We start from the raw sequence: 17,722 nt of genomic DNA, 5'->3' as shown, positions 1-17,722 counted from the left end.
CGGTGAGCGACGTGCCACCGGGCAGAACCCCGTTACGCTAAATCCGCCCCGTTGCTCGCAATCACTTTCTTATACCACCAGAACGATTTCTTGCGTTTACGATCCAGCGTGCCGTTGCCTGCGTCGTCACGATCGACATATACAAACCCGTAGCGCTTGCTCATCTCGCCCGTGGAGGCTGCCACCAGATCGATACAGCCCCAGGTGGTGTAACCCATTAGCGGCACGCCGTCTTCAATCGCATCGCCCATCGCGAGGATATGCTCACGCAGATAGCTGATGCGGTAGTCATCGTTAATCTCACCGCTGGCGTCGATCTCGTCTTTCGCCCCGAGGCCGTTTTCCACCAGGAACAGCGGTTTCTGGTAGCGGTCATACATCATGTTCATGGTGATGCGCAGGCCCAACGGGTCAATGCCCCAGCCCCATTCGCTCACCTCAATGTGCGGGTTGCGCAGGGATTTAACGATGTTAGCCGCGCTGGTGTTATTGGCGTTCATCTCCGCAGAGGCGCAACGTGACGCGTAATAACTGAACGAGACAAAATCGACGGTATGTTTCAGGATCTGGTCGTCGGCCGGGTCTTTGACAATCGTCACCCCTTTGTCGCGGAACACGCGCGCCGAGTAGGCGGGATAGGTGCCGCGCGCCTGAACGTCAATAAAGAACAGGTTTTCGCGATCTTTTTCCAGCGCGGTCCACACGTCTTCTGGCTTGCAGGAGTACGGGTAGAAACTGCCGCCTGCCAGCATACAGCCGACCTGGTTTTCCGGGTTCACTTCATGGGCGATTTTGGTCGCCAGTGCGCTCGCCACCAGCTCGTGGTGTGCGGCCTGGTATTTCACCTGATCTTCGTTTTCACCCTCTTCAAAGACCAGCCCCGCGCCCGAGAACGGGCTGTGCAGCATGATGTTGATCTCGTTGAAGGTCAGCCAGTATTTCACCAGACCATTGAACTCTTCAAAGCAGGTGCGCGCGTAGCGGGCGAAGAAATCGACCATTTTGCGGTTGCGCCAGGAGCCGTATTCGGTGACCAGATGCATCGGCACATCGAAGTGGCACAGGGTCACCAGCGGCTCGATATTGTACTTTTTGCACTCTTCAAACACCGCGCGGTAAAAGGCGATACCGGCCTGATTCGGCAGCGGTTCGTCACCGTTCGGGTAGAGGCGGCTCCAGGCAATCGAGGTGCGGAACACCGTAAAGCCCATCTCCGCCATCAGAGCGATGTCTTCTTTGTAGCGATGGTAAAAATCAATCGCCTCGTGGCTCGGGTAAAACTCGTCGTCGCGCAGCGAGAAACGTTTTTCCTTACCGACTTTCACCGCCATGCGGTTTGCGCCGTGGGGGATCATATCGACGGTGGTCAGCCCTTTACCGCCTTCACGGTAAGCGCCTTCACTCTGGTTGGCGGCCAGTGCGCCGCCCCATAAAAATCCTTCTGGAAAAACAGACATTTTTACCTCGTTATTCATTTATGCTCGTGCTTCTTGTGCCGGAACCGGTGCGGTTTGCAGGGCGCGTGCTTTCTCGGCCTCGTCTTCCACCGGAATATCCTCAAAGCCGAGGATCAGCGTCAGAACAAACGAAAGCACCACGGCCAAGGCCATCACGCCAAACACCCAGACGATGGTCATCGGATTGGCTGGATCGAAGAACTGTACGCTGGTGAACAGGCCCGGTGCCGCCATTGAGTGGCTGGCAAGCCCCGCCATACCGGCGATCGCGCCGCAGATAAAGCCGCTGATCAGGCTCGCAATTAACGGGCGTTTCAGGCGAATCGCCACGCCGTAAAGTGCCGGTTCAGAAATTCCCGCCATGATGGCGGACGCCGCCGCGGCGAGCGCCGTCTGGCGCAGTTCCGGGTTTTTGGTTTTCCAGGCTACCGCCAGGGAAGAACCGCCAAGAGAGAGGTTCGCGCCGATTTCCGACGGCATCACCATCCCTTCTTTGCCGGTTTCGGCGATGGTCTGAATAATCGTTGGCGTAAAGACGCGGTGCATACCGGTCATTACCAGCAGCGGCCAGAGCGCGCCCATAATGGCCACGGACAGCCAGCCCAGATAGCCGTGAATGGTGTAGACCAGCGACGAAATCGCGCTACCAATCCAGATACCCAGCGGCCCAATCAGCACAATCGCCAGCGGGGCGGCAATCAGCACGATCAGCATCGGTTTCAGGAAGTTTTTGGTGACCGCTGGCGTGATCTTGTCCACCCAGCGTTCGATGTACGACAGGCACCAGGTCATGACCAGCGCCGGGATCACCGTGTAGGTGTATTTCACCGCCGTCACCGGGATAAACGCGAACTCGACGTGCTCGCCCTGGGCGGCTTTCGCCATCAACTCAATAAAGCTTGGATGCACCAGCACGCCTGCGATGGCAATCGCCAGCGACATGTTGGTTTTGAATTTCACGGCGGCAGACGCGGCCACCATCAGCGGCAGGAAGAAGAAGGCTCCGTCACCGATCACCGTCAGAATCGTGAGCGTCGGGGCGCCTTTCGGCAGCGCGCCGGTCATCTCCAGGATCATCGCCAGCAGTTTCACCATCGAGCCGCCGATGATCGCCGGGATCAGCGGGGACATGGTGCCGATCAGCGCGTCGAGCACACCAGCGCCGATGCGGCGAAGCGTCAGTTTTTGAGGGCCTTGCGGCTCGGCAGGGCGCATCCCGGCAGGCAGCAGGTTCACCACCTCGCGGTAGGCCTGAGAAACGGTGTTGCCAATGATCACCTGACACTGGTTATCGTTACGCACCACGCCGAGCACGCCGGAGAGGCTTTTGAGCGTGGCGCTGTCGATGGCGCTTTCGTCCTGCAGCACAAAGCGCAGGCGCGTCATACAGTGGGTGACGGCGACGATGTTATCTTTCCCGCCGAGCGCGCTGACAATGTCTTTCGCCAGCGCGGCATAATTTTTGGCCATCGGAAGTGATCCTGTTGTAGTTGTGAGAACATGTAGGAAACCGGTTCCACAAAATCATGATGAGTTTCTTTGTATGAAACAAGATGGTGATTCGTGCATTTTTTACATTCGTGATAACGATCACTTTGAGTGTTTAAAAGCGTGAGATTCGCGCTGCGACAATTTTCGTGCAGTGCAGTACACTTCGGCGCATCAGGTTTAAAGGGAATAATCAGATGACCACGATGCTTGAAGTGGCGAAGCGGGCAGGGGTGTCGAAGGCAACGGTTTCTCGGGTGCTTTCGGGCAATGGCTACGTGAGCCAGGAGACAAAAGACCGGGTTTTTCAGGCGATTGAAGAGAGCGGTTACCGCCCCAATCTGCTGGCGCGAAACCTGGCGACCAAACGCACCCAAACCCTGGGGCTGGTGGTGACGAACACCCTTTACCATGGCGTGTATTTCAGCGAGCTGTTGTTCCACGCGGCACGCATGACGGAAGAAAAAGGGCGTCAGCTGATCCTCGCAGACGGTAAGCACAGCGCCGATGAAGAGCGCGAGGCGATCCAGTATCTGCTGGATATGCGCTGCGACGCGATCATCATCTATCCGCGCTTTTTAAGCGTCGATGAGATGGATGAGATCATCGAAAAACAGGAGCAGCCGATCATGGTGTTAAACCGTCGTCTGCGTAAAAACAGCAGCCAGTGCGTCTGGTCGGATCATAAAGCCTCCTGCCAGGATGCGGTCTCGCAGCTGATTGAAATGGGCCATCGGGATATCGCCTTTATCACCGGCTCGCTCGACTCTCCCACCGGTATCGAACGTCTTTCTGGGTACAGAGCGGCGCTGGCGCAGCATCAGATCCCGCTGCGCGACGAATTGCTGGTGGAGGGGAAATGGACTCCGGAAAGCGGGGCGGCGGGAGTGACCACGCTGCTGGCGCGCAAAGCGCAATTCACCGCGCTGGTCGCCAGCAATGACGATATGGCCATTGGTGCGCTGAAGCAGCTGCACGACAGCGGGATCGCCACGCCGGGCGAAGTGTCGGTGGTGGGATTTGATGATGTCGCGATCGCGCCCTACATCGTGCCGTCGCTCTCCAGCGTGCGGATTCCGGTGACGGAGATGATCAAAGAGACCATCAGTCGCCTGATTTTTATGCTCGATGGCGGCGAGTTCAGCTATCAGCAAGCCTTCCCCGGTGAGCTGATCCTGCGTGATTCCGTCATCGCCAACGTTCGCGCCTGACGTCGACAGGTGTCATCGTCATTCGTGTCGATGACACCGAGGGGTACTGATTAAATTCAGTGAAATCAGTTAATTAAAATGTGGCACGTTTTATGTATGTTTCGCCGCATAACTTAATGCTGGAGAAGCAGATGAACCGTTTTATTATGGCCGATGCCAGTAAATGTATTGGCTGTCGCACCTGTGAGGTGGCGTGTGTTGTGTCCCATCAGGCGGAGCAGGATTGCGCCTCCCTGACCCCAGAATCTTTCCTGCCACGTATTCATGTCATTAAGGGCGTGAATATCTCAACGGCGGCCATCTGCCGCCAGTGTGAAGACGCCCCCTGCGCCAATGTCTGCCCTAACGGTGCCATCAACCGCGAAAACGGCTTTGTGCAGGTTATGCAGCAGCGTTGCATCGGCTGTAAAACCTGCGTGGTGGCCTGTCCGTATGGTGCGATGGAAGTGGTTGTGCGCCCGGTGGTACGCAACAGCGGCGCGGGTCTGAGTGTGCGTGCCGAAAAAGCCGAAGCGAACAAATGCGACCTATGCAACCATCGCGAAAGCGGCCCGGCGTGTATCGAAGCCTGCCCGACGCACGCTCTGGTCTGCGTCGATCGTAACAAGCTTGAACAGATGAGTGCCGAGAAGCGCCGTCGCGCGGCGTTCGATACATCGTCATCAATGCTGTTTTAAGCCGCGATGAGCTGTAACGGCGCGCAGCTGCGGGTGCGCGGAAAAGTGCAGGGGGTGGGTTTCCGCCCCTTTGTCTGGCAACTGGCGAATCAGCTTGGCCTTTGCGGTGACGTTTGTAACGACGGCGAAGGCGTGCTGGTGCGTCTGGCTGATGATCCGACGGCATTTCAGACACGTTTGTTAGCGCAATGCCCGCCGCTGGCGCGCATTGATACCATTGAAACTCAGCCGTTCAGCTGGCCGAAAATGCCGACGGAATTCACCATCCGCCACAGCGCAGGCGGGGCGATGGCGACGCAAATCGTGCCGGATGCGGCGACCTGCCCGGCCTGTCTGGCCGAGATGCGCGATCCGCGCGAGCGCCGTTACCGCTATCCGTTTATCAACTGCACCCACTGCGGCCCGCGTTTCACCATTATTCGCGCCATGCCCTATGACCGGCCAGACACGGCGATGGCCGCTTTCCCGTTATGCGCCCCCTGTGAGAGTGAATACCGCAATCCGGCGGATCGGCGCTTTCACGCCCAGCCGGTGGCATGTCCGGACTGTGGGCCGCAGCTGGAATGGCGTGCAGCGGGCGTCCATCTGACACGAGATGCCGCGTTATCCGCAGCCGTTGAGATGCTGAAAAACGGTGGGATCGTGGCAATCAAAGGGCTGGGCGGTTTTCATCTGGCCTGCGACGCGCAAAACCCGCAGGCGGTGGCGCGGCTGCGCGAGCGAAAACGTCGCCCGACCAAACCATTAGCGGTGATGCTGCCCTGTATTGACGAGTTGCCTGCGTCCCTGCGGGAGCGCCTGCAATCGCCCGCAGCACCCATCGTGTTGACCGCAAAGCGCCTGCTACCGGAACTGCCGCAGAACATTGCGCCGGGCCTGGATTGCATCGGCGTGATGCTGGCCTCCAGCCCGCTGCAACATCTGCTGATGGACGACTGCGCGCGCCCGCTGGTGATGACTTCCGGGAATCTCAGCGGTAAACCCCCCGCGCTGAGCAATGATCAGGCGCTGGATGACCTGCGCGATATCGCCGACGGTTTTCTGCTGCATAACCGCGACATTCTGCAACGCATGGATGATTCGGTTCTGGACGAGCAGGGCGCAATGCTTCGCCGCGCGCGGGGTTACGTGCCGGACGCCATTCCGCTGCCTGAAGGATTTAAGGATATCCCGCCGATGCTGTGCCTCGGAGCGGAGATGAAAAATACCTTCTGTCTGGTGCGCGGCGGGCAGGCGGTTATCAGCCAGCATTTTGGCGATCTGTGTGACGACGGCGTGGAGCATCAGTGGCGTGGCGCGCTGGCGATCATTCAACAAATGTATGATTTCCGTCCGGAACTTGTGGTATACGATGCCCATCCGGGCTACCGCTCTGCCCGGTGGGCCGAAGAGCTGGCGCTGCCGAAACAGACTGTGCTCCACCACCACGCCCATGCGGCGGCGTGTATGGCGGAAAATGGCTGGCCGCTGAACGCAGGCGATGTGATTGCGCTGACGCTTGATGGCATCGGGATGGGCGAAAACGGCGCGCTGTGGGGCGGCGAGTGCCTGCGGGTGAACTATCTGGCGTGCGAGCATCTCGGTGGGTTGCCCGCCGTGGCGCTGCCCGGCGGCGATCTGGCCGCGGTCGAACCGTGGCGGAACTTGCTTGCACAGGGGCTGGCGTTTATTCCTGACTGGCAAAAGCGAGCGGAAATGCGCGCCGTTCTGGCGCACAACTGGACACTGCTGGCGACGGCGGTGGCGCGTGGAATCAACGCGCCGCTGGCCTCATCCTGTGGGCGACTGTTTGACGCCGTGGCCTGTGCGCTGGATATCGTGTCCGACAGGCAGCATTACGAAGGCGAAGCGGCCTGTCAGCTTGAAGCACTGGCCGCGACCTGTTCAGGTGTGCAGCATCCGGTCACGCTGGATGTGGGAGATCTGTCCACCTTCTGGCAGCAGTGGCTCGACTGGCAGGCGACGCCCGCCGAACGTGCGTGGGCATTCCATGATGCGCTAGCGAAAGGGCTGGCGGCACTGATGGCTCATCACGCCCGACGTCTGGCGATATCGACGCTCTGCTTCAGCGGCGGCGTGCTGCACAATCGCCTGCTCAGGGCGCGCCTGCAGTTTTATCATTCTGAATTCACGCTTCTGTTCCCTGAAAAATTGCCTGCAGGCGACGGGGCGATTTCATTCGGACAGGCGGTCGTCGCTGCCGCCCGCACCCTTTCACACAGGAACTGACATGCAACGACGGATTGGCAATGAACCGCTTCTGATGATCCTGCTGGCCGCGAATGGTCTGGCCTGGGGTTGGGCCTGGCACACGTTTAGCGGCAGTACCACGCTGATGGCGGCCAGCCTGCTGGCGTGGTGCTACGGCCTGCGGCATGCGGTCGATGCGGATCATATCGCCGCGATCGATACGGTCACCCGCAAGCTGATGCAGCAGGGCAAACGCTCGTCTGGCGTGGGGGCGTGGTTTTCGCTGGGCCACTCGACCATTGTGGTGCTGGCCTCCGTCGCCATTGCCGCCACGGCGACGGCGTTTCAAAAGAACATGGCGTGGTTTCATGAGACCGGTAGTCTCATTGGCACCGCCGTTTCCGCGACCTTTTTACTGGCGATGGCGCTGATCAACACGGTGATTTTGCTCGGCGTCTGGCGCAGCTTTCAGGCGCTGAAAAACGGTCATACGACGAGCAGCGAGGGGGACGCGCCGGTGTCGGGCGGGATCATGAGCTGGCTGTTTGGCGCCACGTTCCGTCTGGTGAGCAAAAGCTGGCAGATGTACCTGGTCGGTTTTCTGTTTGGCCTGGGATTTGATACCGCCACTGAAATTGGCGTGCTGGGCATTTCTGCCGCCAGCGCCTCGAACGGAATGTCGGTGTGGTCGATCATGATTTTCCCGGCGCTGTTTGCCAGCGGTATGGCGTTAGTGGATACGCTGGATAATTTATTGATGATCGGCGCGTACGGCTGGGCATTCAATAAACCGCAGCGCAAACTTTATTACAATATGACCATTACCGGCACCTCGGTTGTCGTCGCGCTCTTTATTGGCGGGTTGGAAGCGCTCGGGCTAATAAAAGATAAATTTGAATTAAGTGGGGGCGTCTGGAGCCTGGTGGGTAGTGTTAATAATAATCTCGGTAACGCCGGTTTTATTGTTATTGGTTTGTTTATTTTCTGTTGGTGTCTGTCAATGCTGAACTACCGCTGGCGCTGCTATGACGCGCTGGGGGTCTCTGACGGTTCCGAGCATTATTTAAAAAAATAATCTAAGCAAAAATTGCTTTTTCATCTCTGTTTAAATTAAATTACGCCTGATGATTTATTTATCAATAATAAAATAATTATATATCTCAGGGTGAATGGATATTTATCGCAAATATATCTATTTACTCTGATTTATATATTCATATAAATAATGAAATAGGGATTGATGGCGATGATTTATCTATTATGTATTTACCTTGTGAATAGAATGCGCAAAAAAAAGCCCCGGGACATCGGGGCTGCGGATAATAAAATCCTAAGGTTAAGTCAGTGTGGCAGAGGTGTTAGGGTTAAACGGGTAACGACTTCAGCAGGGAGAAAGCCTCCTTCATCCGATCTTCGCTGACCACAAAGGCGCGCAGCTCACCGTCGCCATCAACGCCTTTTGCGACCATTCCCTGTGGTTCAATGGCCATGTGCCAGTGTAAATCCTGTCGCTGCGTTTCGCCCGCGAGGTGCAGCGGCAGTTCAGGCGTTTTGACCTTCACCAGCATCGCCGGCAGTTTCAGTGGTGCGCTACTCCCCAGCAGGTTTTTTGCCAGATACATTGCGCTGATCTGAATCGGCTGCAGGAACGGCAGGACCTGGCCGTTGATTTCCGCACAGTCACCCAGGGCGAAAATATCGGGCTGGCTGGTTTGCAAATAGCTGTCCACCTTCACTCCGCGCCCCGTTTCTGCCCCGGCGTGCTGGGCCAGCGCCGTTTCCGGACGCAGGCCCGTCGCGGCGATCACGGCATCGACCTCAACGCTGCGCTTACGATCGAGAGTCGCGCAAATGCCGCTGTCGGTTGTCGTCAGGCTCTGGATCTGAGATTTCAGCAGCAGATGGACGCCCATCTCCGTCAGACGATGCTGTAAGCGACTGCTCACTTCCGCTGGCATCAGCGCAGACAGAATGCTCGCTGCGTGATCGACCAGAGTGACGGCTTTCCCGGCGCGGCAAAAATCCATCGCCAGTTCGGTGCCAATCAGACCGCCACCGACAATCATCACTCGCTTTGCGTCACGAAGCCGGGTTTCACAGGCGCGGTACTCCTGCTGACTGTTGAGGGTCAGCATCAGCTCGCGGCCCTCTACGGGCGGTACAAAGGCGGATGCCCCCGTCGCCAGCACCAGTTTGTCGTAACACCACTGATTATCTTTGCCCTTCACCACATGGGCGCTGGCGTCGACCTCCGTGACCCAGGTATGGGGAAACAGTCGCAAATTAAACTGTTCGGCGAACTCCCCCGCCGTCTGACGGGTGAGGTCGTCGGCACGCTGATGCTGGCTGATAACATGGCTCAAATCGGGTTTGTTGTACTCGTCCATGCTGTCGGCGGCGATAAGCGTCAGCGGCACGTTCGCATCCTGTTTGCGTATATTTTTCACCAGCTGCCGGGCGGCAAAGCCCGAGCCAATGATGACAATGCCGTGATTCATTTTGCCTCCGTCGCCAGTTCGTCGAATACGTCTTTCCCGAGGGAACATTCCGGACACAGGAAATTATCCGGCACGTCGCGCCACGGGGTGCCTGGGGCGACATCCTGCAAAGGTTCGCCGAGGGCAGGATCGTAAATCCACTGGCAGACGCTGCACTGCATGCTCGGGCCAAGATCGGCGGCTTGTGCGGCGGCACAGGCGCAGGCTTCTTGTTGCTCTGGGGTTTTCGTTGTTGCTTCCGGCAGTGGAGCGAGCGCCCACTGACGTGCGATATCACGGCCATGCTGGCGGCAGACTTCAAGTGCGTCGATATCCGGGCGCCATTTGGCTTTCAGGCTCATCGACATTTCAAAACCGGCATCCTGCAGACGCGTGGAGAGACGATCTACCGCACCGCCGCTCCAGCCGTGAGAGCCGAACGCGCTGGCGCGTTTGTTACGAAAACGCAGACCGGTCATCTCTTCAACCAGACCGGCGATTTTCGGCATCATCACGTTATTCATGGTGGATGTGCCGACCAGCACGCCTTTGGAGCGGAAGACGTTGGTCAGGATTTCGTTTTTATCGCTGCGCGCCACGTTGAAGATTTTCACCGCCACGTTCGGGTCGACTTCGTTAATGCCCTGGGCAATGGCGTCCGCCATCATACGGGTGTTGTTGGACATGGTGTCGTAGAACAGCGTGATGCGATCTTCCTGATAATCCGCCGCCCATTTCAGATACAGCTCCACGATTTGGGTTGGATTTTCGCGCCAGACCACGCCGTGCGAGGTGGCAATCATATCGACCGGCAGATTGAAACCGAGGATTTCGGTGATTTTTGGCGTTACCAGACGGCTGAACGGCGTCAGTATGTTGGCGTAGTAGCGCTGGCACTGTTCGAACAGCTCAGTCTGATCCACTTCGTCGTTAAACAGACGCTCATCACAGTAGTGCTGACCAAAGGCGTCATTGCTGAACAGCACCGCATCGCCGGTCATGTACGTCATCATGCTGTCGGGCCAGTGCAGCATCGGGGTTTCGACGAAAATCAGCTGTTTGCCGTTGCCGATATCCAGCGAGTCACCGGTTTTCACCGTATGAAAATTCCATTCAGGGTGGTGATGGTGGCCGTTAATGGAGTCGATGGCGTTGGTGGTGCAGTAGATTGGCGTGTTGGGAATATAAGACATCAGCTCGGTCAGGGCGCCCGCGTGGTCTTCTTCCGCATGGTTAATAATAATGTAATCGATGTCAGCCAGATCGATTTCGCTGCGCAGGTTCTGCACGAACTCGCGGCTGAATTTATGATCAACGGTATCGATCAGGACGTTTTTGCCTTCGCGAATGAGATAGCTGTTATAGCTGCTGCCGCGCAGGGTTTTGTATTCGGTGCCGTGAAAATCGCGCACTTCCCAGTCACGTTGACCCACCCAATGAATATTATTTTTAACCAGAATAGACATAGCAACCTCAATAAATACAGTGTGTTTCGATAAGTTGATGTGCATATATCAAGTTGCGTGCCAGTTTTTAAAATTGTTGATATTTAACGCTTTTTAAGAATATCACTCGCAAGGGGTAGTCAGAATGACTATCTGTTTTATGGTCAATATGACAGTATGCATTGTCAAAATGACAGCGAGGCGCAAATGAGCTTTTCCGTAGATGTGCTGGCGAAGATCGCCATTGAATTACAGACCGGTATCGGCCATCAGGATCGTTTCCAGCGGTTAATTTCAACCCTGCGTCATGTGCTGGAGTGTGATGCCTCGGCGCTGCTGCGCTACGAAGGGCGACAGTTTATTCCTCTGGCGATCGACGGGCTGGCGCAGGACGTGCTGGGGCGGCGCTTTACCCTCGAGGGCCATCCGCGTCTGGAGACCATCGCCCGCGCGGGGGACGTGGTGCGTTTCCCGGCGGACAGCGATCTGCCCGATCCCTATGACGGCCTGATTCCCGGCCAGGAGAGCCTGAAGGTCCACGCCTGTATCGGTTTGCCGCTGTTTGCCGGGCAGAATCTGATTGGCGCGCTGACCCTCGACGGCCTGCAGCCGGATCAGTTCGATACCTTCAGCGACGAAGAGCTGCGGCTGATTGCCGCGCTGGCCGCCGGGGCGCTTAATAACGCGCTGCTGATTGAGCAGCTGGAGAGCCAGAACATATTGCCGGGCAGTCCGGCGGTGTTTGAGCAGGTCGCGCACACGGAAATGATTGGCCTGTCGCCGGGTATGGCGCAGCTGAAAAAAGAGATCGAGATTGTCGCGGCGTCGGATCTGAACGTCTTAATCAGCGGGGAGACCGGCACCGGGAAAGAGCTGGTGGCGAAGGCGATCCACGAAGGCTCGCCGCGCGCGGTCAATCCGCTGGTGTATCTGAACTGCGCCGCGCTGCCGGAAAGCGTGGCGGAGAGCGAGCTGTTCGGTCACGTGAAAGGGGCGTTTACCGGGGCCATCAGCAACCGCAGCGGTAAGTTTGAAATGGCCGACAACGGCACGCTGTTCCTCGATGAAATTGGTGAGCTGTCGCTGGCGTTGCAGGCCAAACTGCTGCGCGTGTTGCAGTACGGCGATATTCAGCGCGTGGGTGACGACCGCAGCCTGCGGGTGGATGTGCGCGTGCTGGCGGCGACCAACCGCGATCTGCGCGAAGAGGTGCTGGCGGGCAATTTCCGCGCCGATCTGTTCCATCGCTTAAGCGTGTTCCCGCTCTTCGTGCCGCCGCTGCGCGAGCGTGGCGAGGATGTGGTTCTGCTGGCGGGCTATTTCTGCGAGCAGTGCCGCTTGAAAATGGGGCTGTCGCGCGTGGTGTTAAGCCCCGGAGCGCGCAGGCATCTGCTGAATTATGGCTGGCCGGGCAATGTGCGCGAGCTGGAGCATGCGATCCATCGTGCGGTGGTGCTGGCGCGCGCGACGCGCATCGGCGATGAGGTGGTGATCCACGCGGCGCATTTTGCGTTGCATGACGAAGCGGTGCCTGTCTCGCAGCCGGACGTGCCAGCGATGAGCAATGCTAACCTGCGTGAGGCCACGGAAGCGTTTCAACGTCAGATGATTACCCGCGCGCTGGAGCAAAACAATCGTAGCTGGGCGGCCTGCGCGCGGGCGTTAGAGATGGACGTCGCCAACCTGCATCGGCTGGCGAAACGTCTTGGGCTGAAGGGTTAGATAATCCCGGCCTGATAAAAGTCCTGCAGGTTGATGGCGCCGCACAGTTTGCCGCTGTCATCGACCACCGGGGCGGCGGTGATTTTGCGCTTCATCAGCACTTCTTTGGCTTCGATCGCGCGGCTCTCGGCGTTGAGCGTCAGGCCGCCGGTGGTCATGGCATCGCTGACGACCGCTTCCAGCTTGCCGCCGCCGACCAGCCAGCGACGCAGGTCGCCGTCGGTAAAGACCCCTTTGACCAGCCCGTTGTCATCACACACGGCAACCAGCCCCAGCCCGGTGCGGCTTAGTTCGAGCATTGCGTCCATCACGCTGGTGGTGAGTTTGACCTGCGGGATAGCGTCGTCCGTACGCATCAGATGATGCACTTTATTCAGCAAACGTGCGCCCAGCGCGCCGGCCGGGTGTGAGCGGGCAAAATCTTCTTCGTTAAAACCGCGCGCCTGCATGACTGCCATCGCCAGCGCATCGCCCATCATCAGGGTGTTGACGGTGCTGGACGTTGGCGCGAGGTGCATCGGGCAGGCTTCGCGTTCCACGGAGATATCCAGCGTGGCTTTGGCGGCCAGCGCCAGCGGCGAGCGCGATTTTCCGGTCATTGCCAGCAGGGCGACCGATTTTTCCTGCAGACGCGGAATGATCAGATCCAGCTCTTTCGCTGAGCCGGAGTAGGAGATAAACAGCATCACGTCACGGCTTTCAATCATCCCCAGATCGCCATGCAGCGCTTCGGCGGGATGAACAAAAAACGCGGGCGTGCCGGTGCTGGCGAGGGTGGCGGCTATTTTCTTCCCGATATGACCGGATTTCCCGATGCCCGCGACAATCACTTTGCCTTCGCAGTGGATGATGGTATTGGCCGCGCGCACAAAATCGTCGCCCAGCCTTTCCGGCAGATGGCTGGCTTCCTGAAGCTCCAGCATTAGCGTCTGACGGCCTGTGTTTAGCAGAAAATCACTCATTTCTCTCTCCGGTTACGATCACGTCGATTCCTTTCTCTTCCAGCGCTTTTTTGAACACCGGGTCGATGCCTGCGTCGGTAATCAGCGTATCGACGCTTTCAAGGCTGCAGACAATATTGGGGCTTTTGCGGCCAAACTTGGACGAGTCCGCCATCAGGATCACTTCCCGTGCGGCGTTGCACATGGCCTTGCTGACGCTGAACACCTCGTTGAAGGTGGTCACGCCCGCGTTCAGATCAATACCGTCCGTGCCCATAAAGAGTTTATCAAAGCTGAAATGGTCGAAGGCGTTCTCCGCCAACTGGCCGTGAAAAGACGCCGATTTTTTACGGAAGGTGCCGCCGGGCATCAGGATGGTCTGCTCGCTGTCAAACTCGGACAGGGCATTGACGATGTGCAGGCTGTTGGTCATCACCGTGATGTTATTAAAGCGGCTGAGCATCGGGATCATCTGCAGGACAGTGCTGCCCGCATCGAGAATGATAGAGTCGCCGTCGTGAATAAACTGGACGGCGGCTTCGGCAATCAGCGCTTTCTGGTGGGTATTGATCAGGGTTTTATGGTCAATCGGTGGATCGGCTTCGTCTTTGTTGAGTACCACTCCGCCATAGGTTCGAATGACTGCGCCAGAGTTTTCGAGCAATACCAGGTCCTTGCGTATTGTCGTGCCGGTGGTGTCAAAGTAGTGGGCCAAATCCTCTACCGAGCATTTTCCCTGCTTTTGCAGATGCTCCAGAATGGCCGCCTGCCGCTGACGTGGTTTCATAGGCGCTTCGTTCCTTACGTTGCGAAATGATAATTTCGCAAGCCTATAGCTTTCAAAACGAAATTATCCATGTTTCAGATTAAGCGCTAATGATAGTGCATTCTGACAGAGTGAATCATGGGGAAAGATCACATCAGGCTGTAATTCCTGCAATGAAATGCCGTTGATTGCCTGGATTTTCGCCGGTCGGGCAAATACGGTCATCCCGCGCATGATCAGTGAATCGCAGACGGTGTTGTCTTCGTCCAGCGCAATCGCCACCACCACGCGGGGTTTGAAGCGTCCGCCTGAGCGCCCAACGCCCACGCGGCCTTTCTGACACAGGGCATCGAACGCCCGGTTAAACTGGTGAATTTGCCAGCCGCCAAACGCCATCTGGCAGATCCAGGCGATGGCGGCGACGGTGATGAGTGCGGTAACCATTTTAACTCCTTTGGTATTCCCCCTCCCTTACGAGGAGAGGGGTGACGTTAGCCTGTTTAATCAGAACATCACCTGCCCGCCGGTAACGTTAATTGACTGCCCGGTGCAATAAGAGGCCTTCGGGCTGGCATAAAACAGCAGCATATTTAATACGTCCTGATAGTCGCAGCCGCGCTTCAAAGGCACTTTATCGATGTAATACTGCTCCACCTCGTCAGCGTTAATGCCAAGCTTGGTAGCGTATTGCGGCAGCAGAGACTGGAACATTGGCGATTTCAGCAGGTTGCCAAGCATCAGTGAATGCACGGTAATCCCATATTCAGCCAGATCCAGCGCCAGAGACTGGGTCAGCCCGACGCCGCCAAATTTCGCCGCGCTGTAGCCGGAGTTATGCTTGCTGCCCACTTTGCCGGATTTTGAGTTGATCTGAATGATGCGCCCCTGAATGCCGTCGCGGATCATCAGGCGGGAAAACTCGCGTGCGCAGAGGAAATAGCCGACCAGGTTTACCTGCAGTGAACGGTCAAAATCCCCCAGCGCGAAGTCGCTGATGAAGGCCGCTTTCGCTATTCCCGCGCTGTAAACCAGCAGGTCGGCGCGGCCAAAAATCTCGTCCACGCCCTGGGCGAGCGCCATCACGCTCTGCTCGCTGGTGGCATCGGCACCAAAACCATATGCCATCCCTTCACCAAACTCGGTGTTAATGGTGTCCGCCACGCGGGCGGCTTTTTCACTCTGAATGTCCACAACCGCTACGCGGTACCCTTCTGCAGCAAGCCCACGGCAGAGGAACTCGCCTAAGGTTTGGCCCCCACCAATGACAACGGCAACCTGACTCATGTGATTCTCCTTAAATTACGCAACAAATTTTAATGTGCAGCCGGTGGTAACAGCCTGCGGAACCGGACCATCCACGTGAACCGTGCCGGGGTATTCCGCCTGCGGCTGGCCGTCGAAACGCAACGTGATGTGCCCTAGCTCGCGCAGGTTTTGTTCGGCTACGTCGCCGACGGCGGTGACGGCATAGCGCGCGTCACCCAGCTCCAACTGGCTGCCGACCTTCAGCTCGCCCTGTAGCTCGCCGTGGCAGTGGATAAAGCAAAACTCTTCGATATCCGCAGGCGCCCCTTCACGGAAGGTAATCAGCATCTGGTCGCTCAACGCATCGGCTGCGCTCTGGCCGATGCGGGTAATGGTGGTTTGGTAAATCACGGTCATCGCAGGAACCTCTTATTGATAAATAAAGCCGGAGACAAACCAGGCAATCAGCACTGTCGGAGCGCCCGTCAGGAAACGGCTGACCAGCACGGACGGCACGCCCACGCGCACGGTGTCCTGACGCGCTTCCGCAAGGGACAGCCCAACGGGAATGAAATCGCACGCCGCCTGAGCGTTAATCGCAAACAGAGCCGGAAGGGCAAGGTGTGGAGGGATATTGCCCAGCCCAATTTGCACGCCGATCAGTACGCCGATAACCTGTGCAATCACTGCACCCGGCCCGAGAAACGGCGACAGAAGCGGGAAGGAGCAGATCAGCGCCAGCGTCACCAGCCCAAGCGGATGACTGGCGAGCGGGGCGAGGCCATGGGCAATCCAGTCGCCCAGACCGGACGCCATGATGATGCCAATAAGCGCCGAAACGAACGCCATAAACGGCAGAATGGTTTTCAGAACGGTATCGATGGTGTCACGCCCTGACTGGAACAGCACCGCGACGGCCGACCCCATTCCCATACCCACTTTCGCCAGCAGGCCGTCGCTCTGCTCGGTGATTTTTTTACTGGTGTCGTAATCACGCGGCGCGGCTTTTGGCTGAGCAGGGGAGCCATCAACCAGGCGAATGTTTTCTTCTCTGACGCCGGACACGTAAATATCTTCGAGGATGTACTGCGCCAGCGGGCCTGACTTACCGGTTGCGTGAATATTCACTGTCGGAATACGGCGCTTCGGATAGATGCCGCAGCGCAACGTGCCGCCGCAATCGATCACCGCTACCCCAATTTCCGCTTCAGGCGGCTCGCCCTCCTTGAAGCCATCGACCGCTTCCCAGCCGGTTAGGTCGCGCAGCTTGTCGACAATTGCCGGACGCGTGCCTGCGGTGATGTAGACGATTTTCTTGCCTGCAACGGCATCGAACTCCAGCGGGCCGCCCCAGCCGCCTTCACCTTTTTCGATACGAATACGGCTCATGCTGTGGCTCCTGAAAGATGGACTTTCTGTTCAAGCTGGATGCCCATTTTTTTCTCAAAAATGGCGGTGGTGAGATCCGTCACCCAGCCGCGGAAGAAGTTGGTGACCAGGCCAACCAGCAGATAGCTCACCGCCAGCGGGCCGAGCGGCAGGCCAAGTGTGGTCAGGCCGCTGGCAATGCCGAGGTAAACAAACAGTTCGCCGGGGTTGATGTGCGGGAACAGGCCGTTCATGGAGTGGCAGCTATAGGATGCGGCGGCGTAATAACTCGGCTTGTACTTTTCTGGCATAAAGCGGCCGAGGCTTAAGGTCATCGGGTTGCAGAAAACAAAGGTTCCGATGAAGGGCAGAACAAGATAGCGGGACAGCGGGTTTCCGGCGCAGCGCTGAGCGAAGCGTTCGATACGCTGCTGGCCGATAAAGTTAATCAACGCATTCATGATGACTAAGAGGCTTATCAGCAGGGGCAGGATGCCGGTCACCATACCGGTGAACACCTCTCCGCCTTTCTGAAACAGCCCGATGAACCACTCGGCGCCGTGGGTGATGGTTTCTATCATTCTTCTCTCCTGTGGGGCTTTTTTGTTTTTGTCTGACTGCGGCTAATAATAATCACTTTGAAAGGTTTTAAAGTGTTAATTAGATCTCACAATGAAAGAAAAATGGATTATTTTGAAAGTTAATTGATGGGGTGACGACTTTTTAGATGAAAAA

At 57.3% G+C, this 17,722-nt stretch carries 16 protein-coding genes; 5 read left to right on the top strand and 11 right to left on the bottom strand.

All coding sequences use genetic code 11. The features are described 5' to 3' along the window. Positions 1 to 32: 32 nt before the first annotated feature. Both ETG88_RS07050 and ascF read right to left on the bottom strand, forming a co-directional pair. Positions 33 to 1,457, bottom strand: coding sequence for a 6-phospho-beta-glucosidase (locus ETG88_RS07050; protein WP_129035040.1), 1,425 nt, complete (start codon positions 1,455 to 1,457; stop codon positions 33 to 35). An 18-nt stretch (positions 1,458 to 1,475) separates the two neighbouring features. After that, positions 1,476 to 2,927 (bottom strand): PTS cellobiose/arbutin/salicin transporter subunit IIBC, encoded by a 1,452-nt coding sequence (gene ascF, locus ETG88_RS07045; protein WP_102105428.1) that lies wholly within the window; start codon positions 2,925 to 2,927, stop codon positions 1,476 to 1,478. 215 nt (positions 2,928 to 3,142) lie between these two features. Between ascF and ETG88_RS07040 the strand changes: the two genes are divergently transcribed. The 4 genes from ETG88_RS07040 (at position 3,143) to ETG88_RS07025 (ending at position 8,098) form a co-directional block, all read left to right on the top strand. Further along, entirely contained in the window at positions 3,143 to 4,156 is a 1,014-nt protein-coding gene (locus ETG88_RS07040) for a LacI family DNA-binding transcriptional regulator (RefSeq protein ID WP_129035039.1), read from the top strand. A gap of 131 nt (positions 4,157 to 4,287) precedes the next feature. Then, a complete protein-coding gene (hydN, locus tag ETG88_RS07035; RefSeq protein WP_129035038.1) occupies positions 4,288 to 4,833 on the top strand; it encodes an electron transport protein HydN in 546 nt (181 codons plus the stop codon). A 6-nt stretch (positions 4,834 to 4,839) separates the two neighbouring features. Beyond that, entirely contained in the window at positions 4,840 to 7,062 is a 2,223-nt protein-coding gene (gene hypF / locus ETG88_RS07030; protein WP_129035037.1) for a carbamoyltransferase HypF, read from the top strand. A gap of 1 nt (position 7,063) precedes the next feature. Next, positions 7,064 to 8,098: a HoxN/HupN/NixA family nickel/cobalt transporter gene (locus ETG88_RS07025; protein ID WP_129035036.1), complete on the top strand. Its 1,035-nt coding sequence runs from the start codon at positions 7,064 to 7,066 to the stop codon at positions 8,096 to 8,098. Positions 8,099 to 8,387: 289 nt separating this feature from the next. Here the strand turns inward: ETG88_RS07025 and norW are convergent, their stop codons facing one another. Together norW and norV are read right to left on the bottom strand one after the other, a co-directional pair. Then, complete coding sequence (gene norW, locus ETG88_RS07020) at positions 8,388 to 9,521, bottom strand: NADH:flavorubredoxin reductase NorW (RefSeq protein WP_129035035.1); 1,134 nt, start codon at positions 9,519 to 9,521, stop codon at positions 8,388 to 8,390. Beyond that, the gene (gene norV, locus ETG88_RS07015; RefSeq protein ID WP_129035034.1) at positions 9,518 to 10,966 is read right to left on the bottom strand and encodes an anaerobic nitric oxide reductase flavorubredoxin; all 1,449 of its coding nucleotides are present in this window, start codon (positions 10,964 to 10,966) and stop codon (positions 9,518 to 9,520) included. Before norV ends, norW begins: the two co-directional genes overlap by 4 nt. Before the next feature lie 186 nt (positions 10,967 to 11,152). Here norV and norR point away from each other — a divergent pair, with 186 nt between their 5' ends. Continuing rightward, positions 11,153 to 12,667, top strand: coding sequence for a nitric oxide reductase transcriptional regulator NorR (gene norR, locus ETG88_RS07010; RefSeq protein WP_129035033.1), 1,515 nt, complete (start codon positions 11,153 to 11,155; stop codon positions 12,665 to 12,667). Here norR and gutQ read toward each other — a convergent pair. From gutQ to srlA, 7 genes are all read right to left on the bottom strand, one after another. Beyond that, on the bottom strand, positions 12,664 to 13,629 hold the full coding sequence (gene gutQ / locus ETG88_RS07005; RefSeq protein ID WP_129035032.1) for an arabinose-5-phosphate isomerase GutQ: 966 nt from the start codon (positions 13,627 to 13,629) through the stop codon (positions 12,664 to 12,666). The two genes, norR and gutQ, sit on opposite strands and share 4 nt — an antisense overlap. Continuing rightward, positions 13,622 to 14,395, bottom strand: a complete 774-nt coding sequence (gene srlR, locus ETG88_RS07000) for a glucitol operon DNA-binding transcriptional repressor SrlR (protein ID WP_100779170.1) — start codon at positions 14,393 to 14,395, stop codon at positions 13,622 to 13,624. Before srlR ends, gutQ begins: the two co-directional genes overlap by 8 nt. Before the next feature lie 63 nt (positions 14,396 to 14,458). Next, positions 14,459 to 14,818, bottom strand: a complete 360-nt coding sequence (gutM, locus tag ETG88_RS06995; protein WP_129035031.1) for a transcriptional regulator GutM — start codon at positions 14,816 to 14,818, stop codon at positions 14,459 to 14,461. Between the two features lie 60 nt (positions 14,819 to 14,878). Further along, positions 14,879 to 15,658, bottom strand: a complete 780-nt coding sequence (gene srlD / locus ETG88_RS06990; protein WP_100779172.1) for a sorbitol-6-phosphate dehydrogenase — start codon at positions 15,656 to 15,658, stop codon at positions 14,879 to 14,881. Positions 15,659 to 15,673: 15 nt separating this feature from the next. Further along, positions 15,674 to 16,036, bottom strand: a complete 363-nt coding sequence (gene srlB, locus ETG88_RS06985; RefSeq protein ID WP_100779173.1) for a PTS glucitol/sorbitol transporter subunit IIA — start codon at positions 16,034 to 16,036, stop codon at positions 15,674 to 15,676. A 12-nt stretch (positions 16,037 to 16,048) separates the two neighbouring features. Continuing rightward, on the bottom strand, positions 16,049 to 17,008 hold the full coding sequence (gene srlE, locus ETG88_RS06980; RefSeq protein ID WP_100779174.1) for a PTS glucitol/sorbitol transporter subunit IIB: 960 nt from the start codon (positions 17,006 to 17,008) through the stop codon (positions 16,049 to 16,051). Then, positions 17,005 to 17,568: a PTS glucitol/sorbitol transporter subunit IIC gene (gene srlA, locus ETG88_RS06975; protein WP_023333189.1), complete on the bottom strand. Its 564-nt coding sequence runs from the start codon at positions 17,566 to 17,568 to the stop codon at positions 17,005 to 17,007. The genes srlE and srlA overlap by 4 nt, the downstream gene beginning before the upstream one ends. Positions 17,569 to 17,722 lie beyond the last annotated feature (154 nt).

Source organism: Lelliottia nimipressuralis, assembly GCF_004115925.1.
Taxonomy (GTDB): domain Bacteria; phylum Pseudomonadota; class Gammaproteobacteria; order Enterobacterales; family Enterobacteriaceae; genus Enterobacter; species Enterobacter nimipressuralis.
This window is presented reverse-complemented; position numbering and strand designations above follow the sequence as displayed.

Bases quoted from the DNA above. Each gene is read 5' to 3' on its own strand.
- ETG88_RS07050 (WP_129035040.1), bottom strand. From the start codon at position 1,457: ATGTCTGTTTTTCCAGAAGGATTTTTATGGGGCGGCGCACTGGCCGCC.
- ascF (WP_102105428.1), bottom strand. From the start codon at position 2,927: ATGGCCAAAAATTATGCCGCGCTGGCGAAAGACATTGTCAGCGCGCTC.
- ETG88_RS07040 (WP_129035039.1), top strand. From the start codon at position 3,143: ATGACCACGATGCTTGAAGTGGCGAAGCGGGCAGGGGTGTCGAAGGCA.
- hydN (WP_129035038.1), top strand. From the start codon at position 4,288: ATGAACCGTTTTATTATGGCCGATGCCAGTAAATGTATTGGCTGTCGC.
- hypF (WP_129035037.1), top strand. From the start codon at position 4,840: ATGAGCTGTAACGGCGCGCAGCTGCGGGTGCGCGGAAAAGTGCAGGGG.
- ETG88_RS07025 (WP_129035036.1), top strand. From the start codon at position 7,064: ATGCAACGACGGATTGGCAATGAACCGCTTCTGATGATCCTGCTGGCC.
- norW (WP_129035035.1), bottom strand. From the start codon at position 9,521: ATGAATCACGGCATTGTCATCATTGGCTCGGGCTTTGCCGCCCGGCAG.
- norV (WP_129035034.1), bottom strand. From the start codon at position 10,966: ATGTCTATTCTGGTTAAAAATAATATTCATTGGGTGGGTCAACGTGAC.
- norR (WP_129035033.1), top strand. From the start codon at position 11,153: ATGAGCTTTTCCGTAGATGTGCTGGCGAAGATCGCCATTGAATTACAG.
- gutQ (WP_129035032.1), bottom strand. From the start codon at position 13,629: ATGAGTGATTTTCTGCTAAACACAGGCCGTCAGACGCTAATGCTGGAG.
- srlR (WP_100779170.1), bottom strand. From the start codon at position 14,395: ATGAAACCACGTCAGCGGCAGGCGGCCATTCTGGAGCATCTGCAAAAG.
- gutM (WP_129035031.1), bottom strand. From the start codon at position 14,818: ATGGTTACCGCACTCATCACCGTCGCCGCCATCGCCTGGATCTGCCAG.
- srlD (WP_100779172.1), bottom strand. From the start codon at position 15,658: ATGAGTCAGGTTGCCGTTGTCATTGGTGGGGGCCAAACCTTAGGCGAG.
- srlB (WP_100779173.1), bottom strand. From the start codon at position 16,036: ATGACCGTGATTTACCAAACCACCATTACCCGCATCGGCCAGAGCGCA.
- srlE (WP_100779174.1), bottom strand. From the start codon at position 17,008: ATGAGCCGTATTCGTATCGAAAAAGGTGAAGGCGGCTGGGGCGGCCCG.
- srlA (WP_023333189.1), bottom strand. From the start codon at position 17,568: ATGATAGAAACCATCACCCACGGCGCCGAGTGGTTCATCGGGCTGTTT.